This is a genomic window from Ruegeria sp. AG7 (assembly GCF_056541545.1).
Map to the genome: position 1 here is coordinate 50187 of NZ_JBQFYP010000009.1, position 14240 is coordinate 64426.

Below are 14240 nucleotides of genomic sequence, written 5' to 3' on the forward strand. Positions count from 1 at the left end.
CGGGGTTTTTGTTGCAGATCGTGCAAATTGTCGTGCAAAGCGTTCAGTGATCTGGACGATCGGATCAGTTCCCGTATTTTCAACACATGTTGGATCTACTCAGCGATATTCTCACCCGCCTGTCCCTGCGTGGCACGTTCTACTTCCGCACGTCGTTCACACCACCATTTGGTATTCAGGTGCCGGAATTCGAAAACGTCGCGCGGTTTCATTTTGTTCAACGGGGTGAGCTCAAGGTCCATGTCTCATCCACCGGGGAAACGTTGCGGTTGCGGCAGGGGGACCTGATCCTGATCCCTCATGGGGCGCCACATGCGTTGTTGTGTGCCGAGGTCAGGCCACTGGATGCGCTTCCTCTGGAACAGGTTCTTGAGATTGCCGGCTACAAGGGCGATGGCGTTCTTGTCTATGGCGGTGCAGACGAGGACCGGGACACACAACTGATCTGCGGTCATTTTTCATTCACCGGCCCAGCAGGACGAAAAGGCACCGGGCATATGCTGATCGACCGCCTGCCGCCCTACATCCTGATCGAGAATTATGGCGAAGAGGCCGGATCGTGGATGGAATCGACCCTGCGCATGATCGGATCCGAAGTGTCCGGGGCCCGTATTGGCGGCGATCTGATTGCCCTGAAGCTGTCCGAAGTTCTGTTTGCGCAGGCGATCCGAACCTACCTGGAACGGCAAAGCCCTCAGGACACCGCCCTTGCGGGCTTTGCGGATACACGCATCTCACGCGCATTGACGGCGTTCCACCAAGCGCCAGCGCAAGACTGGAGTGTTGCGACACTGGCGCGTGAATCCGGCATGTCGCGCACGGCCTTTTCTCAGTTGTTTGCCCAGAAGATGGGCACGACGCCGATGCAATACCTCACCGACTGGCGCATGCAGATTGCGTGCCATGGCCTTACAGAGGCACGGTGGAACGTCGCAGATGCAGCAGCCGAAGTTGGATATGCCTCTGAGGCCGCGTTTTCCCGCGTTTTCAAGAAGCAGGTCGGCTTGTCACCAGCCGCATACAGGTCCATGCACTAAAACGCCGAGTATTCTGTACGATCTGCAAGATTTTTGAAACGATCAAGAATTCAGCGTTCGGGTCAGGCTTTCTATCTTTCTTTCATCACTGATTGAAAAGAGGAAAATCTTATGTCCCTGCGTTTCGTTACCCGCTCTGTCCACGCGTATCTGGACTACCCGGTTGCCATTGCCCTGATGACACTGCCATTCCTGCTGGGATTGGGTCAGTCCAACCCGCTGGCGCTGTGGCTTTCGGTTGTCACTGGCGTCGCCGCCTTTGTCCTGACGGTTCTGACCGACCATCATTTGGGAATTTGGCGCGTTCTACCCTACAAATTTCACCTGGCCGTGGACCTTATTGTCGGCATCACCTTTCTGTTTGCACCTAGTGTACTGGGGTTTTCAGGATTGGATGCGGCGTTCTACTGGCTGAACGGTGCGGCTGTGGTTCTCGTCATCTCGCTCAGCGCGCCCGAGCAGGAAGTTGCTGCCTGAGCGCTATGCCTCTGCACTGGCAACTTTGTCCAAATACTGCCGAAAAAGCTGAGCTGCCTGTTTTAGAAATCGGCGGCTCAGAGCAGAGAAGTGTATCGACCGGTCGGGTGAATTTACTTGAAAAAGCTGACTGAATTCATCAGATTTATCCCAGTGCGGGGTGAGGTCACAGATGACAGACACGCTTGACGAAATCATGGCCCGACATGATGCGCTAGTTGCGTGCGGGTGCAACTGTTGCGAAGGCGACTATTGTGCCTATGCTGATCGCCAGAACCGGGACACCGCAACCGCAGAAGAAGCCCGGGCACAAGACACCGTCCGTCAACGCAAGTCGTTGCGATATATCTTTGAAACTGTGCTAAGCGGCAGAGGATAACTGCGCAGCAATACGGGCTGCGCTGTTGCAAGGTTCAGAAATCCACCCCGCGCTGGGCCTTGATTCCCGCCTGGAACGGATGCTTTTCTTCGGTCATCTCGGTGACCAGATCTGCATAATCACGCAGCGCCAGCGGTGCGTCGCGGCCTGTCAGGAACACACTCGTCTTGTCCGAACGCGCGTTCAGCCCGTCTATCACCTGCTCGACCGAGAGATATCCATAGCGAAGTGCGATGTTGATCTCGTCCAGAACCACCAGATCGTATTCGCCACTTGCCATAAGGGCGCAAGCCTTGTCGAAGGCGGCATTGGCGGCTGCAATGTCACGCTCGCGGTCCTGTGTATCCCAGGTAAACCCCTCGCCCATCGTGTGCCAGGTGACCAGATCACGTTCTTCGAAGAAACGACGCTCGCCGGTTTTCCACTTGCCCTTGATGAACTGAACCACGGCAACCTTCTGACCCCAACCAAGCGCGCGGATGACAACGCCAAAGGCCGCAGATGACTTGCCTTTGCCCTTCCCGGTATTGATCAGAACAAGGCCGCGTTCGGGATCAACGGCCTCGGACACTTTCTTGCGGTGCTGGGCCTGCACCTTTTGCATCTTTTCCTTGTGATCTTGTGCGTCGCTCATTGGGGAACCTCATTGATTGTCCGGCCCAACCTAGGGAAAGAATGCAAAAGGTAAAGTCACGCTTTGGGGTCTGTGACAGAACGCGCCTTGCCACGCTCAAGCCCCAGCTGGTGTTCGCGCCAGATCACAACAACATTGCCTGCGATCACCAATGCGGCCCCGATCAGGATCGCAACGGTTGGCAATTCATCAAACACGAAATAACCGATCAAAATCGCAAAGAGCATTGTTGCATAGTCATAAGGTGCCAGCATCGATGCCTGTCCAAAGCGATACGAGGACGTGACCAAAATCTGCGCAACTCCGCCAATTAACCCCATGGTGATCAGTATTAGAGCCTGAGTCAGAGTTGGCATTGTCCATCCCCAGATCGCCGTCAGGGCCGAAAGCAACGTCGCGGTCAGCGAGAAATAGAACACGATTGCAGCAGGGTGATCGACCTTGACCAGTTGGCGGATGTGGATCTGCACAAAGGCCCGGGCAAAAGTCGCGCCCAGTACGCACAGAGCTCCGATAGTTGCAGCCGTTTCCATCTGAATGCTGCCAAGCCTGGGCCAGATCATGATCATCACGCCCAGCAGCCCAAGTGCCACGGCACCGATGCGAATCATGCGGATGCGCTCGCCCAGCATCACTGCGGCCAAAATCAGGGTGAAAATCGGGGTGGCATAACCGATTGCGGTAACTTCGGGCAGAGGCAACAGGCTAAGGCCAGTGAATGTCAACCCCATGGCGCTGGTCCCCAGAACACCGCGCCAGAAATGACCCATGGGTTTCTTGACGACAAAGCCTTGCGCCAGCTCTCGGCGCGCGATCAGCCACAGAATGATGACCGGAATAGCAAACAGGGACCGGAAGAACACCAATTGGCCCGGCGGGAATTCGTCAGATAAGGCTTTGACCAGGGCCGACATCGACGTGAACAGGAACAGCGCGCCAAGCTTCAGCGCCACAGCCAGCAAAGGTCGATGCGATGTTAAGGGTTTTGTCATCGGCGCGACCCTGCGCCTTTGCAGAAAAAAGATCAACGGGGTGGATCAGGTGATGGTCCACGAGTTCGGTACCGATGCGCCGATTTCCGCTGCAAAATCCTCAAGGAACTGAAACATCCGGCCCGCCCTTGCCTGCGCAATCTGCTTGCCTGCATCCGTCAGCATGTCGTCCGGCAGGGTCAGCAGTTTGACCTTCCAGTGATCAATCGAATACCGCAGATCGTCCAGCGGGCGCGCCTCTGCGAATGGATCAGCCGGATCATAGAGAACACGCCCCAAAGCACCTGATACAGAAAATGTGCGCGCAATCCCGATGGCCCCCAAGGCGTCAAGGCGATCCGCATCCCTCAGAATCCGCGCCTCGAGCGTTTCGGGTGGGATGTTGGCCGAGAAGCTATGGGCCGCTATCGCATGTTGCGCGGCCTGAACCTGATCGTCGGAAAAGCCCAGTTTTGCCAGAATAGGCCCTGATTCAGCAGCAGACTGGCGTGAGGCAAACAGTCGGTTCGGGTCATTCTTGGGTAGGTTGACCAGATCATGAAGATAACAGGCTGCCAACAGGACGGGGATGTCCACCTGAGCGTCTGCAATGGCCTGAGCATTGGTCCAAACACGATCCAGATGGGCCAGGTCATGGGCCGGATCAGTTTCCATGCGTTGCGCGACAATGGCACGCAAACGCGCGCGCAGATCAGCCGATCCGTCCACGGTTTTCTCCGATCTGACCACGGTGCAGCAGTAGGTGGTCCAGGATGACACAAGCCATCATCGCCTCACCGACAGGGACAGCGCGGATGCCAACACAGGGGTCATGACGGCCCTTGGTGATGATCTCGGTCTCTTCACCGGATTTTGTAATGGTTTTGCGGGTGGTCAGGATCGAAGAGGTCGGTTTTACCGCAAAGCGCACGACAATGTCCTGCCCGGTCGAGATGCCGCCCAGAATCCCACCTGCGTGGTTTGAGCTGTATTGCGGACCATTCTGACCCATGAAGATTTCGTCGGCGTTGGCTTCGCCAGTCAGTTCGGCGGCAGCCATGCCTTCGCCGATCTCGACGCCTTTGACAGCGTTGATCGACATCATCGCAGCCGCAAGATCAGTGTCTAACTTGGCGTATATCGGCGCCCCAAGCCCTGCGGGGACACCGCGTGCCACAACCTCGACCACGGCCCCGACCGAGTTGCCGGATTTGCGCAGGTCATCCAGATAGGTCGCCCAATCCCCGGCCGCCTGTTCATCAGGCGCCCAGAACGGGTTCTGTTCAATCTGCGCCCAGTCGAATTTGGCGCGGTCGATCTTGTGCGGACCGATCTGGGTCATGTAGCCGGTGATCTGCACATTCGGCGCAATCTGCCGGATGGCCTCGCGCGCCAGTCCACCCGCGGCCACGCGCGACGCGGTTTCCCGGGCTGAACTGCGCCCACCCCCGCGATAATCGCGGATGCCGTATTTCTGCCAGTAGGTGATATCGGCATGGCCCGGACGGAACTTGTCCATGATGTCGCCGTAGTCTTTCGAGCGCTGATCGGTGTTTTCGATCATCAGTTGCACGGGCGTGCCTGTAGTTTGGCCTTCGAACACGCCAGAAAGGATCTTGACCTGATCCGGTTCGCGCCGCTGCGTTGTGAACTTGTTTTGCCCCGGTTTGCGCTTGTCCAGCCAGTGCTGGATCATCGCCTCGTCAATCGCAACGCCCGGCGGGCAACCGTCGACAGTGGCGCCCAAGGCGGGCCCATGGCTTTCACCCCAGGTGGTGACGCGGAAAAGATGGCCAAAGCTGTTCATCGACATGGGGCGTGCTCCTTTGCGGATCGTGATTAGCGGGCAAGGCCCCCGGCCTCAAGCGGATTTGGCCGTTGACGGTTTGAACGCCGCCCGTCGGGCGGCGCATTTTTGAGTATTTTCGAAAAGATGAAGATCAGACGGCCTGCGCGACTTTCGCACGGGTTTCCGAGATCATCAGCGCGGCCTGAGCCGCTTCGCGCCCTTTTTGTACGAAATGGTCGCGATAGATCGAATTGTGATGTTTAGTTTCCTGATATTGGTGCGGGGTCAGCGAGACCGACAGGACAGGAACCCCTGTATCAAGCCCGGCGCGCATCAGGCCATCGACCACGGCCTGCGCAACGAAGTCGTGCCTGTAGATGCCGCCATCAACGACAAAGGCAGCGCAGGCGACGGCGGCATAGCGCCCGGTCCGGGCCAGATCACGGGCCAGCAGGGGCATCTCGAACGCGCCGGGAACGTCGTAGACATCGACTTGTTCCGAGGGGACGAGTTCGAGGAAGCCGTCGAGCGCGCGGTCAACAATATCGGAATGCCAGTTGGCTTTGACAAAAGCATAGCGGGTGTGTGTCATCATGATCTCCTTTCAGTTTGGTGGCCTGCCGGCAGTCGCGAGAACCAGATCCCATTTCGCTGCCAGCCCGGCATGACACGTCACCCAAGGCGATCACGAGCAGGCGCGCCGGTTCACCGGCGCGGCTTGCACGTTCTCTTTCATCCGGACTGTAACCGTCGGCTCTGGCCTCTCACCAGATCTGCTGACACCCCGAAAGCCGGGGCCGCTCGCGGGCTTGCGGGCCGTGGCCCGCATACCGCCGGTGGGGAATTCCGCCCCGCCCTGAGAACGAGGCGGACCTTGCCAAGAACTGTCCGACGCTGCAAGAGAATTGACAGGAGGACATTCATGCACCCTAACCCCGCTTTTCGCGCCGAGGATCGAGCCCGGCATGTTGAATTCGCCCGCGACCGGGCGTTCGGCGTTCTGGCACTCTCTGCCGAAGAGGCCCCGCTATTAAGCCACGTCCCGTTTCAGCTGTCCGAAGACGGTTCACTGGCTGACCTGCATCTTGTGCGCTCGAACCCTATTGTACGAGCGCTGCGCGAGCCGCAGCACGCGAAGATCGCGGTGCAGGGGCCGGATGCTTATATTTCGCCGGATTGGTACGGTGTCGAAGATCAGGTTCCGACTTGGAATTATGTCGCCGTGCACCTGATCGGAAAACTTGAGCTGCGCCCGCAGGACGAGTTACGTGACGTGCTTGACCGCCAATCGGCGTTCTACGAAAAGCGGCTGCTGCCCAAGGCCCCATGGGTCACGGGAAAAATGTCCTCGGACGCGCTGAACAAGATGATGCGCATGATCGTACCGTGCCGCATGCGCGTTGAAGATATTCAGGGCACCTGGAAGCTTGGTCAGAACAAACCCGAAGGTGCGCGAAATGCTGCTGCTGATCAGGTATCCACTGGCTTTGGCAGTGAAATCGCCCGGCTGGCCGCCTTGATGCACAAGGCGTAGCCAGCACCAGGCGCCGGGTTTACTGGGGGCTGAAAGTCGCCAGATAAGCGGCAATATCGTCCGCACCGCTCTTGAGTTTGACGCTCATGTTCGGACGGGCAGTTTCGTCATCCAGAAATTCCTTGATGAAGCCGATAGGATCCTGCGCATAGGCAACGATGTTTTCCTCGGTCCAGACCAGACCTTCCTCGCCGGCACGGATCATGTCGTCCGTGAACATGCCAATCGGCAGGCGCTCGCTTCCATAGCGATAATCGTTTTCGGACCCGGCCACGCGGCCGATGACGCCGTACAGATTCGGGCCGGTGATTCCACCTTTGACCAGAACTTCACCATCCTTGATGATCGCATGACACGAAGAACAACGGTTATATATCGCCTCACCTTTTGCGGGATCGCCCGCGGCAAGGGTCTGAGTGGGAAGGGCCATTGTGCACAAGGCAGCGGCCAGAACGATCTTTGACATTGGGGTCTCCTTGCGGGAGTTCGCACGCCTTTTGCGCTGTCCTTTATTCGCGCGGAAAGTGCAACAGGTGGGGCGCGTGCAATTTATAATTTAAATCATGTATTTAGCGAGTATGTTTTTGCTGAAAACAATCCCCGTTTCGAAGTCTTGATTATGTACTTTAGGGCGCAAATCAGCGGTCCACGAGACAGGCTCCAGATACCTGATCCAGGTGACGGAAGACAGGGTGGGTAAGCGAATCAATGGCGCATGAATCGAAGTTGCCGACAAAGTCGCACGCGAGATTCACCAAAAAACACCGTCCCCAGCTGCTGGAAACGACACATGCGGCGTATTGCGCGTTTATGAACGCTGGACGAACACTATTCTCCCCGATAGTAAGCGCGGTTAAGACACCGCATTCGTGCGGTGCGCGAGCTATTTGCCCGTCCGCGGGCGCCAGACAATCGGAGATAACCTCGTGTCCCACGCAGAAGACCACGAAGGCACCCGCAGAGATTTCCTGTACTACGTCGCTGGCGGCGCAGGTGTCGTTGCAACGGGTGCAGCCGTATGGCCCCTGATCAACCAAATGAACCCATCGGCAGACGTTCAGGCGCTGTCCTCGATCCGTGTGGATGTGAGCGGTGTTGAGCCGGGTACGCAGCTGACCGTCAAATGGTTGGGAAAACCCGTCTTTGTCCGTCACCGCACCGGTGCAGAGATCCAGGAAGCTCAGAAACAGGACGCCGAAGGTGTTGATGCGCTGCCCGATCCGCTGGCCCGCAACTTTAACCTGAGCGCCGATGCCCCTGCGACCGACGCAAACCGGGTGATGCCGTCGCCGGAAGGCGAAGCGCCGGGTGCATGGGTCGTCCAGATGGGTGTTTGTACCCACCTCGGTTGTGTGCCTCTGGGTGATGCAGGCGACTTTGGTGGCTGGTTCTGCCCCTGCCACGGTTCACACTACGACCTTGCCGGTCGTATCCGCAAAGGCCCCGCGCCTGAGAACTTGCCCATTCCGCCCGCAGAGTGGGTGGACAACGGCACAATCAAACTCGGCTAAGGGAGACCCAAACTTATGTCCGGAATTCCCCACGATCATTACGAGCCGAAGACAAACGGCGAGAAATGGCTGAACAGCCGCCTGCCTATTGTTGGCCTGCTGTATGACACCCTCATGATCCCAACCCCCAAGAACCTGAACTGGTGGTGGATCTGGGGCATCGTTCTGGCGTTCTGCCTGGCGCTGCAAATTGTCACCGGTATCATTCTGGTGATGCACTATACGCCGCATGTTGATCTGGCGTTTGCCAGCATCGAACACATCATGCGTAACGTAAATGGCGGTTACTTCATCCGTTACCTGCACATGAACGGCGCATCGCTGTTCTTTGTTGCGGTCTACATCCACATCTTCCGCGGCTTGTTCTATGGCTCATACAAAGCCCCGCGCGAGATCACGTGGATCGTCGGTATGCTGATCTACCTGATGATGATGGGCACGGCCTTTATGGGCTATGTTCTGCCATGGGGTCAGATGTCTTTCTGGGGTGCGACTGTGATCACCGGCCTGTTTGGCGCCATTCCGTTTGTGGGCGATGCCATCCAGACCTGGCTGCTGGGCGGACCTGCGGTGGACAACGCCACGCTGAACCGCTTCTTCTCGCTGCACTATTTGCTGCCGTTCATCATCGCGGCTCTGGTCGTGGTGCACATCTGGGCGTTCCACACTACCGGCAACAACAACCCCACAGGTGTTGAAGTGCGTCGCGGCTCGAAAGACGAGGCGAAGAAAGACACGCTGCCGTTCTGGCCGTATTTCGTGATCAAGGACCTGTTCGCGCTGGCCGTGATCCTGGTCGTGTTCTGGGCTGTTGTCGGTTTCATGCCGAACTATCTGGGTCACCCGGACAACTATATCGAAGCCAACCCGCTGGTTACGCCTGCTCACATCGTGCCTGAATGGTACTTCCTGCCGTTCTACGCGATCCTGCGTGCCTTTACCGGTGAGGTCTGGGTTGTACAGTTCGCGAGCTTCATCACCGGTGGCATCGTTGACGCCAAGTTCTTTGGTGTTCTGGCGATGTTTGGTGCGATCCTGGCCATGGCGCTGGCGCCTTGGCTGGACACGTCGAGCGTGCGTTCGGGCAAGTACCGTCCGATGTTGAAATGGTGGTTCTACCTGCTGATTATCGACTTCTTTGCCCTGATGTGGCTGGGTGCGATGCCAGCGGAAGAACCCTATGCGACCTTCTCGCTGATCGCATCGGCCTACTGGTTCGCCTATTTCTTCGTGATCCTGCCGATCCTCGGCGTGATCGAAAAACCTCTGGCCCAGCCCGAGACCATCGAAGAAGACTTCAACGCGCATTATGGCAAGGCTGACGCCGACGCCACGCCGGCCGAGTAAGAAGAGGGACCGGAAACATGTTCAAGAAACTTGCAATCGGCGCCGCGTTTGCTCTGGCCCTGACCCCTGCTGCTTCCATTGCAGCAGGCGGTGGTGAGCAGCATATCGAAGATTTCGCCTTCTCGTTCGAAGGCCCGTTCGGCACCTGGGACCAGCATCAGCTGCAACGTGGCCTGCAGATCTATACCGAGGTCTGCGCGGCTTGCCACGGTCTGCAATATGTGCCGCTGCGCGATCTGAAAGCGCTGGGTTACTCGGAAGAAGAAGTCATCGCATACGCGGCTGGCAACTTCGAAGTCTTCGACCCCGAGCTGGACGATTTCCGTCCGGCGATCCCCACCGACCACTTCCCGGCCAATACCGGCGTCGGCGCACCTGACCTGAGCCTGATGGCCAAGGCCCGTGCCGGATTCCATGGGCCTTATGGCCTGGGCATCAACCAGCTGGTCAAAGGCATGGGTGGCCCGGAATACATCGCGTCTTTGCTGCATGGCTACACCGGCCATGAAAAAGAAGAGGCGGGTGCGGTGCTCTATGAAAACACTGCCTTCCCCGGCGGCTGGATTTCGATGGCGCCTCCGTTGGCTGACGAGCAGGTTGAGTTCGCAGACGGGCACTCGAACACGGTCGAGCATATGTCCGAGGACGTTGCCGCATTCCTGATGTGGGCAGCCGAGCCAAAGCTGACAGACCGCAAGAACGCAGGCTTTGTCGGTGTGATCTTCCTGACCGTTCTGTCGGTGCTGCTGTACCTGGTCAACAAGCGTCTATGGGCGCCGCACAAGGGCAAACTCCGCAAGGAAGATTGATCCGATCCGTCCTACCGGATTTTACTAAATCAGCCCCCGCGCCGTCAGGTTGCGGGGGTTTTCTTTTGCCAAGCCGCCATCAGCGCGCGCTTATTTGGTCGAAATAAGCGCCGGGTCAATGGATTGGACAGCTTCACAGGCGCACATCAGCCACAACGGCTGATCAATTGCCGTTTGTCTGAAACACGGAGTCACAACAATGAAACTTCCTATTCTTTTTGCCTCAATTCTATTTGCAACGCCGGTATTGGCACTGGATCTCGCACCCGATGCCGAGCTTGGAAAGTCCGAAGCCGAAATTCGGCAAACGCTGACGGGCATGGGATTCGATGTCCGCAAAATCGAGACGGAAGACGGCAAGATCGAAGCCTATGTCGTCAAGGATGGTAAATTGGCCGAGGTTTATGTCGACCCCGCAAGCGGCAAAGTCGTCAAGATTGAGGATCAGTAACCGGAATGTCCGAAACAGAATTGATGCATCGTGGGCGCACAGGCGCCCACGAAGTCCAGGTCTGGGATCCACTGGTCCGGCTGGTTCACTGGGTCGTAACCTTGTGCGTTCTGATCAATGCGGCGATATCCAATCCCGAGGGCGCGTTCCACGAATATGTGGGCTATGTCGTGCTGGCTTTGGTCTTGTTGCGGCTGCTTTGGGGGTTAACGGGTCCGGCTTTTGCCAGGTTCACCGCCTTTCCTTTCAGCCCCCGTGCGGCCCTTAATCACCTGCGGGACATGGGGCGGGGTGATCAAAGCGTGCACCTTTCACACAACCCTCTGGGGGCCCTTATGGTCTATAACCTCTGGGCGACACTGCTGGCTTTGTGTGTGACAGGAATCATGATGGGAACAGTTCGATTCTTTGGCGTCGAATGGGTCGAAGACCTGCACGAACTGGCCTTCAACTGGCTGATGCTATCTGTTCTGCTGCATGTTGCCGGGGTTGTCATCGATCAGTGGCGAACAGGTGTCGCTTTGGCAAAGGCTATGATAACAGGGCGGAAGAATATACCTGAGGACTGGTCAATCAAATGATCAAATGGATCAGAAGCTATTGGCGGCCCGGCGATGCAGACGCTCACCGGGCTGTACTTATGTCGATAATGATCGTTGTTCAGGTACTTTGTGTGGTGTTTTACCTTGGCGATGTCGCCCTGGATTTGAAGGAAGGCGAGGGACCTTCTCATGTAAGTCTTGAGGCGTTTGTCGCATTTGTTCTGCTTGCCGGAATTGTTTTTTTCATGATTGAACTTCGACGCCTGCTGGCAAGGGTGGAACAGACCAAGCTTGGCCTACAGGCCGCGCAGGGTGAAATGAGCGTGGTCATCAACACGTTTTTCGACCATTGGGGGCTCACCGCTGCCGAGCGAGACGTGGGTCTTTTGGTTCTGAAAGGGCTGGATAACGAAAACATCGCGCGCATCCGGGGACGGGCCGTCGGAACCGTGCGCGCGCAGACCGCCTCGATCTATGCCAAGGCCGGGGTTGATGGGCGTGCGCAACTGATAAGCGTATTCATGGAAGAATTGCTTGCCGCAGATGGTGAGGCTGCGGACCTTCAGACAACCAAACTGTGATCATTCGCCCCAATAGCTCGGGCGGTTACGATCTGACCTTCGGGCTGAGGTGCATTGAACGTAACTTCGGTGAATTGTTCGGTCCGCCCCATATGCGGGTTCTCCATCAGGATCCGATGGGTTTTGCCGATCTGTTCTGACAGGTGTTTCCTGACCTGAACGTCCCCAGCCGCACGCAGACGGGCGGCGCGATCCTTAATTACATTCCCGTTCACCTGCTGCGGGATGCGGGCTGCTGGAGTGCCTTCGCGTTTCGAATATGGGAAAACATGCAGCCAAGTCAGATCGCAATCGGTAACCAGCTTCAGCGAGTTCTCGAAATGCATTTCGGTCTCGGTCGGGAAACCTGCGATGATGTCGGCACCAAAGGTCATGTCGGGGCGCAGTTTTCGGGCCTCTTCGGTAAACCGAATGGCATCGTCGCGCAGGTGGCGACGTTTCATGCGCTTCAGGATCAGGTCGTCGCCATGCTGAAGCGACAGGTGTAGATGCGGCATCAGGCGTGGTTCGGTTGCTATGGCCTGCATCAGATTCTCGTCCACTTCGATCGAGTCGATCGAACTGATCCTCAGGCGAGCCAAGTCCGGCACCAGTTTTAGAATACGCATCACCAGATCGCCCAGTTTCGGCTGCGCAGGCAGATCGGCCCCCCATGAGGTCAGGTCAACGCCGGTTAGCACCACCTCATGATAGCCCCGATCCACCAGCCGCTTGATCTGATCCACCACAACACCGGCAGGCACGCTGCGCGAATTGCCCCGGCCATAGGGAATGATGCAGAAGGTGCAGCGATGGTCACACCCGTTCTGAACCTGCACATAAGCGCGTGAGCGTGTGCCGAACCCGTCGATCAGGTGCCCGGCCGTTTCGGTGACAGACATGATGTCATCGACCTGAACGGCCTCGGTCTCGCCGATAAAGTCGGCGGCCATGCCTTTCCAGGTTTCTGGCCGCATCTTTTCCGTGTTGCCGATCACCGCATCGACCTCGGCCATCTGCGCGAAGGTGTTGGGTTCTGTCTGGGCAGCGCACCCGGTGACAATCAGCCGGGCGTTCGGATTTTCACGTCGAAGTTTCCGGATCTCCTGCCGTGCCTTGCGCACAGCCTCAGCCGTGACGGCACAGGTGTTTATCACCACGGCATCCGTCAGTCCGGCTTGTTGCGACAGCTCTTTCATCGCCTCGGTTTCATAGGCGTTCAGGCGGCAACCCAATGTGGTGAATTTAGGCGGGTTCATCCCAGCGTCCCTAGAAACTCGGGCGACAACGTGCCCGAGAAGACGTGACAGGTTGACCCGGTCATCCAGACGCCATCCTCGCGCCAGTCAACCCAAAGGGTTCCGCCATCAAGATCAATCTGCACCTTTCGCCCTGTCAGCCCACGCCGCGCCGCAGCCACCGCGGTTGCACAGGATGACGACCCTGATGCCAGGGTTATGCCCACGCCACGTTCCCACACCCGCATGCGGATGTGATCCGGACCCACGACCTGAGCCACCTGCACATTGGTGCGCTCGGGATACAAAGGATGGTGTTCATAGCGGGCGCCGAACTCGGCCAGCGGAATCGCCTCGGCGTTTTCAACAAAGAATGTGCAGTGCGGATTGCCCATACCCGTCGCTGTAGGGGCACCCTCGATTGGCAGTTCCAACGTGTCCATCTCTTCAGCCAACGGAATTTCGTGCCATTCCAACTGAGGAAGACCCATATTGACCGAGGTCAGCCTATCACCTGCGTCCTGCGCAACAAGCGTTCCACGTTCGGTTGTCAGCGTCAGTTGGGTTTTGCCCGTCTCATCCATCAACATTCGCGCGATGCATCTTGTGGCGTTGCCACACGCCGCCGAAGTTGATCCATCCGAATTGTAGAACACCAGATGCGCGTCAGCCGCACCGTTTTCGATTACGGCCAGCTGATCGAATCCCACACCAAAATGCCGATGTCCGATTCCTCGGGCCAGTGCCGGGGTAATCAGAGCATCCCGCGCACGCGCATCAATAATGACGAAGTCATTGCCCAACCCGTGCATCTTAACAAATGGCAAACTGATATCGCGTTTCTGTTGCATGGCGGCGATATAACGTCGGTCGGAACATGAATCCACCCTGTCGCGTAGAATCGTGAAAAAAGGGGTTGACCCCCCTGCGCCACCTGCCTAATTAGGCCGCCTATCGGGTC

18 protein-coding genes and 1 riboswitch are annotated in these 14240 nt (G+C 57.5%); of the genes, 10 read left to right on the forward strand and 8 right to left on the reverse strand.

The window, feature by feature from the left end; genetic code table 11:
• The first annotated feature begins 86 nt into the window (after positions 1-86).
• The 3 genes from ACR0BF_RS13310 (at position 87) to ACR0BF_RS13320 (ending at position 1893) form a co-directional block, all read left to right on the forward strand.
• Positions 87-1037 carry an AraC family transcriptional regulator gene (locus tag ACR0BF_RS13310; protein WP_209598922.1) on the forward strand — a complete coding sequence of 317 codons (951 nt, stop codon included), beginning with the start codon at positions 87-89 and terminating at the stop codon, positions 1035-1037.
• A 111-nt stretch (positions 1038-1148) separates the two neighbouring features.
• Positions 1149-1514, forward strand: coding sequence for an SPW repeat domain-containing protein (locus tag ACR0BF_RS13315; RefSeq protein ID WP_050604526.1), 366 nt, complete (start codon positions 1149-1151; stop codon positions 1512-1514).
• A 172-nt stretch (positions 1515-1686) separates the two neighbouring features.
• Positions 1687-1893 (forward strand): hypothetical protein, encoded by a 207-nt coding sequence (locus ACR0BF_RS13320; protein WP_480625074.1) that lies wholly within the window; start codon positions 1687-1689, stop codon positions 1891-1893.
• Positions 1894-1927: 34 nt separating this feature from the next.
• Here the strand turns inward: ACR0BF_RS13320 and cobO are convergent, their stop codons facing one another.
• The 5 genes from cobO to ACR0BF_RS13345 form a co-directional block, all read right to left on the reverse strand.
• A complete protein-coding gene (cobO, locus tag ACR0BF_RS13325) occupies positions 1928-2527 on the reverse strand; it encodes a cob(I)yrinic acid a,c-diamide adenosyltransferase (RefSeq protein ID WP_480606073.1) in 600 nt (199 codons plus the stop codon).
• Between the two features lie 56 nt (positions 2528-2583).
• Entirely contained in the window at positions 2584-3519 is a 936-nt protein-coding gene (locus tag ACR0BF_RS13330) for a DMT family transporter (RefSeq protein WP_480625075.1), read from the reverse strand.
• A 45-nt stretch (positions 3520-3564) separates the two neighbouring features.
• Entirely contained in the window at positions 3565-4227 is a 663-nt protein-coding gene (locus ACR0BF_RS13335) for an HD domain-containing protein (protein ID WP_480625076.1), read from the reverse strand.
• Positions 4211-5311 (reverse strand): chorismate synthase, encoded by a 1101-nt coding sequence (aroC, locus tag ACR0BF_RS13340; protein WP_480482762.1) that lies wholly within the window; start codon positions 5309-5311, stop codon positions 4211-4213. The genes ACR0BF_RS13335 and aroC overlap by 17 nt, the downstream gene beginning before the upstream one ends.
• 127 nt (positions 5312-5438) lie before the next feature.
• A complete protein-coding gene (locus tag ACR0BF_RS13345) occupies positions 5439-5879 on the reverse strand; it encodes a 6,7-dimethyl-8-ribityllumazine synthase (RefSeq protein ID WP_480625077.1) in 441 nt (146 codons plus the stop codon).
• A gap of 128 nt (positions 5880-6007) precedes the next feature.
• Positions 6008-6155: riboswitch (FMN riboswitch) on the reverse strand.
• Positions 6156-6209: 54 nt separating this feature from the next.
• On the opposite strand from ACR0BF_RS13345, the gene ACR0BF_RS13350 reads away from it, so the two are divergent.
• On the forward strand, positions 6210-6821 hold the full coding sequence (locus tag ACR0BF_RS13350; protein ID WP_480625078.1) for an FMN-binding negative transcriptional regulator: 612 nt from the start codon (positions 6210-6212) through the stop codon (positions 6819-6821).
• 19 nt (positions 6822-6840) lie between these two features.
• On the opposite strand, the gene ACR0BF_RS13355 is transcribed toward ACR0BF_RS13350, so the two are convergent.
• Entirely contained in the window at positions 6841-7287 is a 447-nt protein-coding gene (locus ACR0BF_RS13355; protein ID WP_480474561.1) for a c-type cytochrome, read from the reverse strand.
• 460 nt (positions 7288-7747) lie between these two features.
• On the opposite strand from ACR0BF_RS13355, the gene petA reads away from it, so the two are divergent.
• The 6 genes from petA to ACR0BF_RS13385 all read left to right on the forward strand — a co-directional run bounded on the left by petA (position 7748) and on the right by ACR0BF_RS13385 (position 12062).
• Positions 7748-8332 (forward strand): ubiquinol-cytochrome c reductase iron-sulfur subunit, encoded by a 585-nt coding sequence (gene petA, locus ACR0BF_RS13360; protein WP_267363183.1) that lies wholly within the window; start codon positions 7748-7750, stop codon positions 8330-8332.
• 15 nt (positions 8333-8347) lie between these two features.
• On the forward strand, positions 8348-9679 hold the full coding sequence (gene petB / locus ACR0BF_RS13365; protein WP_209506969.1) for a cytochrome b: 1332 nt from the start codon (positions 8348-8350) through the stop codon (positions 9677-9679).
• A gap of 17 nt (positions 9680-9696) precedes the next feature.
• Positions 9697-10488, forward strand: a complete 792-nt coding sequence (locus ACR0BF_RS13370) for a cytochrome c1 (protein ID WP_480625079.1) — start codon at positions 9697-9699, stop codon at positions 10486-10488.
• A gap of 199 nt (positions 10489-10687) precedes the next feature.
• A complete protein-coding gene (locus ACR0BF_RS13375; RefSeq protein WP_480506915.1) occupies positions 10688-10939 on the forward strand; it encodes a PepSY domain-containing protein in 252 nt (83 codons plus the stop codon).
• Between the two features lie 5 nt (positions 10940-10944).
• Positions 10945-11520, forward strand: coding sequence for a cytochrome b/b6 domain-containing protein (locus ACR0BF_RS13380; RefSeq protein WP_480625080.1), 576 nt, complete (start codon positions 10945-10947; stop codon positions 11518-11520).
• A complete protein-coding gene (locus ACR0BF_RS13385) occupies positions 11517-12062 on the forward strand; it encodes a helix-turn-helix transcriptional regulator (RefSeq protein ID WP_480625081.1) in 546 nt (181 codons plus the stop codon). The genes ACR0BF_RS13380 and ACR0BF_RS13385 overlap by 4 nt, the downstream gene beginning before the upstream one ends.
• Here the strand turns inward: ACR0BF_RS13385 and mtaB are convergent.
• Together mtaB and dapF are read right to left on the reverse strand one after the other, a co-directional pair.
• Positions 12044-13300: a tRNA (N(6)-L-threonylcarbamoyladenosine(37)-C(2))-methylthiotransferase MtaB gene (gene mtaB / locus ACR0BF_RS13390; RefSeq protein WP_480625082.1), complete on the reverse strand. Its 1257-nt coding sequence runs from the start codon at positions 13298-13300 to the stop codon at positions 12044-12046. The two genes, ACR0BF_RS13385 and mtaB, sit on opposite strands and share 19 nt — an antisense overlap.
• On the reverse strand, positions 13297-14130 hold the full coding sequence (gene dapF, locus ACR0BF_RS13395; protein WP_480623245.1) for a diaminopimelate epimerase: 834 nt from the start codon (positions 14128-14130) through the stop codon (positions 13297-13299). The genes mtaB and dapF overlap by 4 nt, the downstream gene beginning before the upstream one ends.
• Between the last annotated feature and the right edge of the window lie 110 nt (positions 14131-14240).

What these genes read in the sequence shown, in the direction of transcription:
- ACR0BF_RS13380 (WP_480625080.1), top strand. Translation starts at nt 10,945, where the DNA reads ATGTCCGAAACAGAATTGATGCATCGTGGGCGCACAGGCGCCCACGAA.
- ACR0BF_RS13375 (WP_480506915.1), top strand. Translation starts at nt 10,688, where the DNA reads ATGAAACTTCCTATTCTTTTTGCCTCAATTCTATTTGCAACGCCGGTA.
- ACR0BF_RS13350 (WP_480625078.1), top strand. Translation starts at nt 6,210, where the DNA reads ATGCACCCTAACCCCGCTTTTCGCGCCGAGGATCGAGCCCGGCATGTT.
- cobO (WP_480606073.1), bottom strand. Translation starts at nt 2,527, where the DNA reads ATGAGCGACGCACAAGATCACAAGGAAAAGATGCAAAAGGTGCAGGCC.
- ACR0BF_RS13385 (WP_480625081.1), top strand. Translation starts at nt 11,517, where the DNA reads ATGATCAAATGGATCAGAAGCTATTGGCGGCCCGGCGATGCAGACGCT.
- aroC (WP_480482762.1), bottom strand. Translation starts at nt 5,311, where the DNA reads ATGTCGATGAACAGCTTTGGCCATCTTTTCCGCGTCACCACCTGGGGT.
- ACR0BF_RS13330 (WP_480625075.1), bottom strand. Translation starts at nt 3,519, where the DNA reads ATGACAAAACCCTTAACATCGCATCGACCTTTGCTGGCTGTGGCGCTG.
- dapF (WP_480623245.1), bottom strand. Translation starts at nt 14,130, where the DNA reads ATGCAACAGAAACGCGATATCAGTTTGCCATTTGTTAAGATGCACGGG.
- ACR0BF_RS13355 (WP_480474561.1), bottom strand. Translation starts at nt 7,287, where the DNA reads ATGTCAAAGATCGTTCTGGCCGCTGCCTTGTGCACAATGGCCCTTCCC.
- ACR0BF_RS13370 (WP_480625079.1), top strand. Translation starts at nt 9,697, where the DNA reads ATGTTCAAGAAACTTGCAATCGGCGCCGCGTTTGCTCTGGCCCTGACC.
- ACR0BF_RS13320 (WP_480625074.1), top strand. Translation starts at nt 1,687, where the DNA reads ATGACAGACACGCTTGACGAAATCATGGCCCGACATGATGCGCTAGTT.
- petB (WP_209506969.1), top strand. Translation starts at nt 8,348, where the DNA reads ATGTCCGGAATTCCCCACGATCATTACGAGCCGAAGACAAACGGCGAG.
- mtaB (WP_480625082.1), bottom strand. Translation starts at nt 13,300, where the DNA reads ATGAACCCGCCTAAATTCACCACATTGGGTTGCCGCCTGAACGCCTAT.
- ACR0BF_RS13310 (WP_209598922.1), top strand. Translation starts at nt 87, where the DNA reads ATGTTGGATCTACTCAGCGATATTCTCACCCGCCTGTCCCTGCGTGGC.
- ACR0BF_RS13315 (WP_050604526.1), top strand. Translation starts at nt 1,149, where the DNA reads ATGTCCCTGCGTTTCGTTACCCGCTCTGTCCACGCGTATCTGGACTAC.
- ACR0BF_RS13345 (WP_480625077.1), bottom strand. Translation starts at nt 5,879, where the DNA reads ATGACACACACCCGCTATGCTTTTGTCAAAGCCAACTGGCATTCCGAT.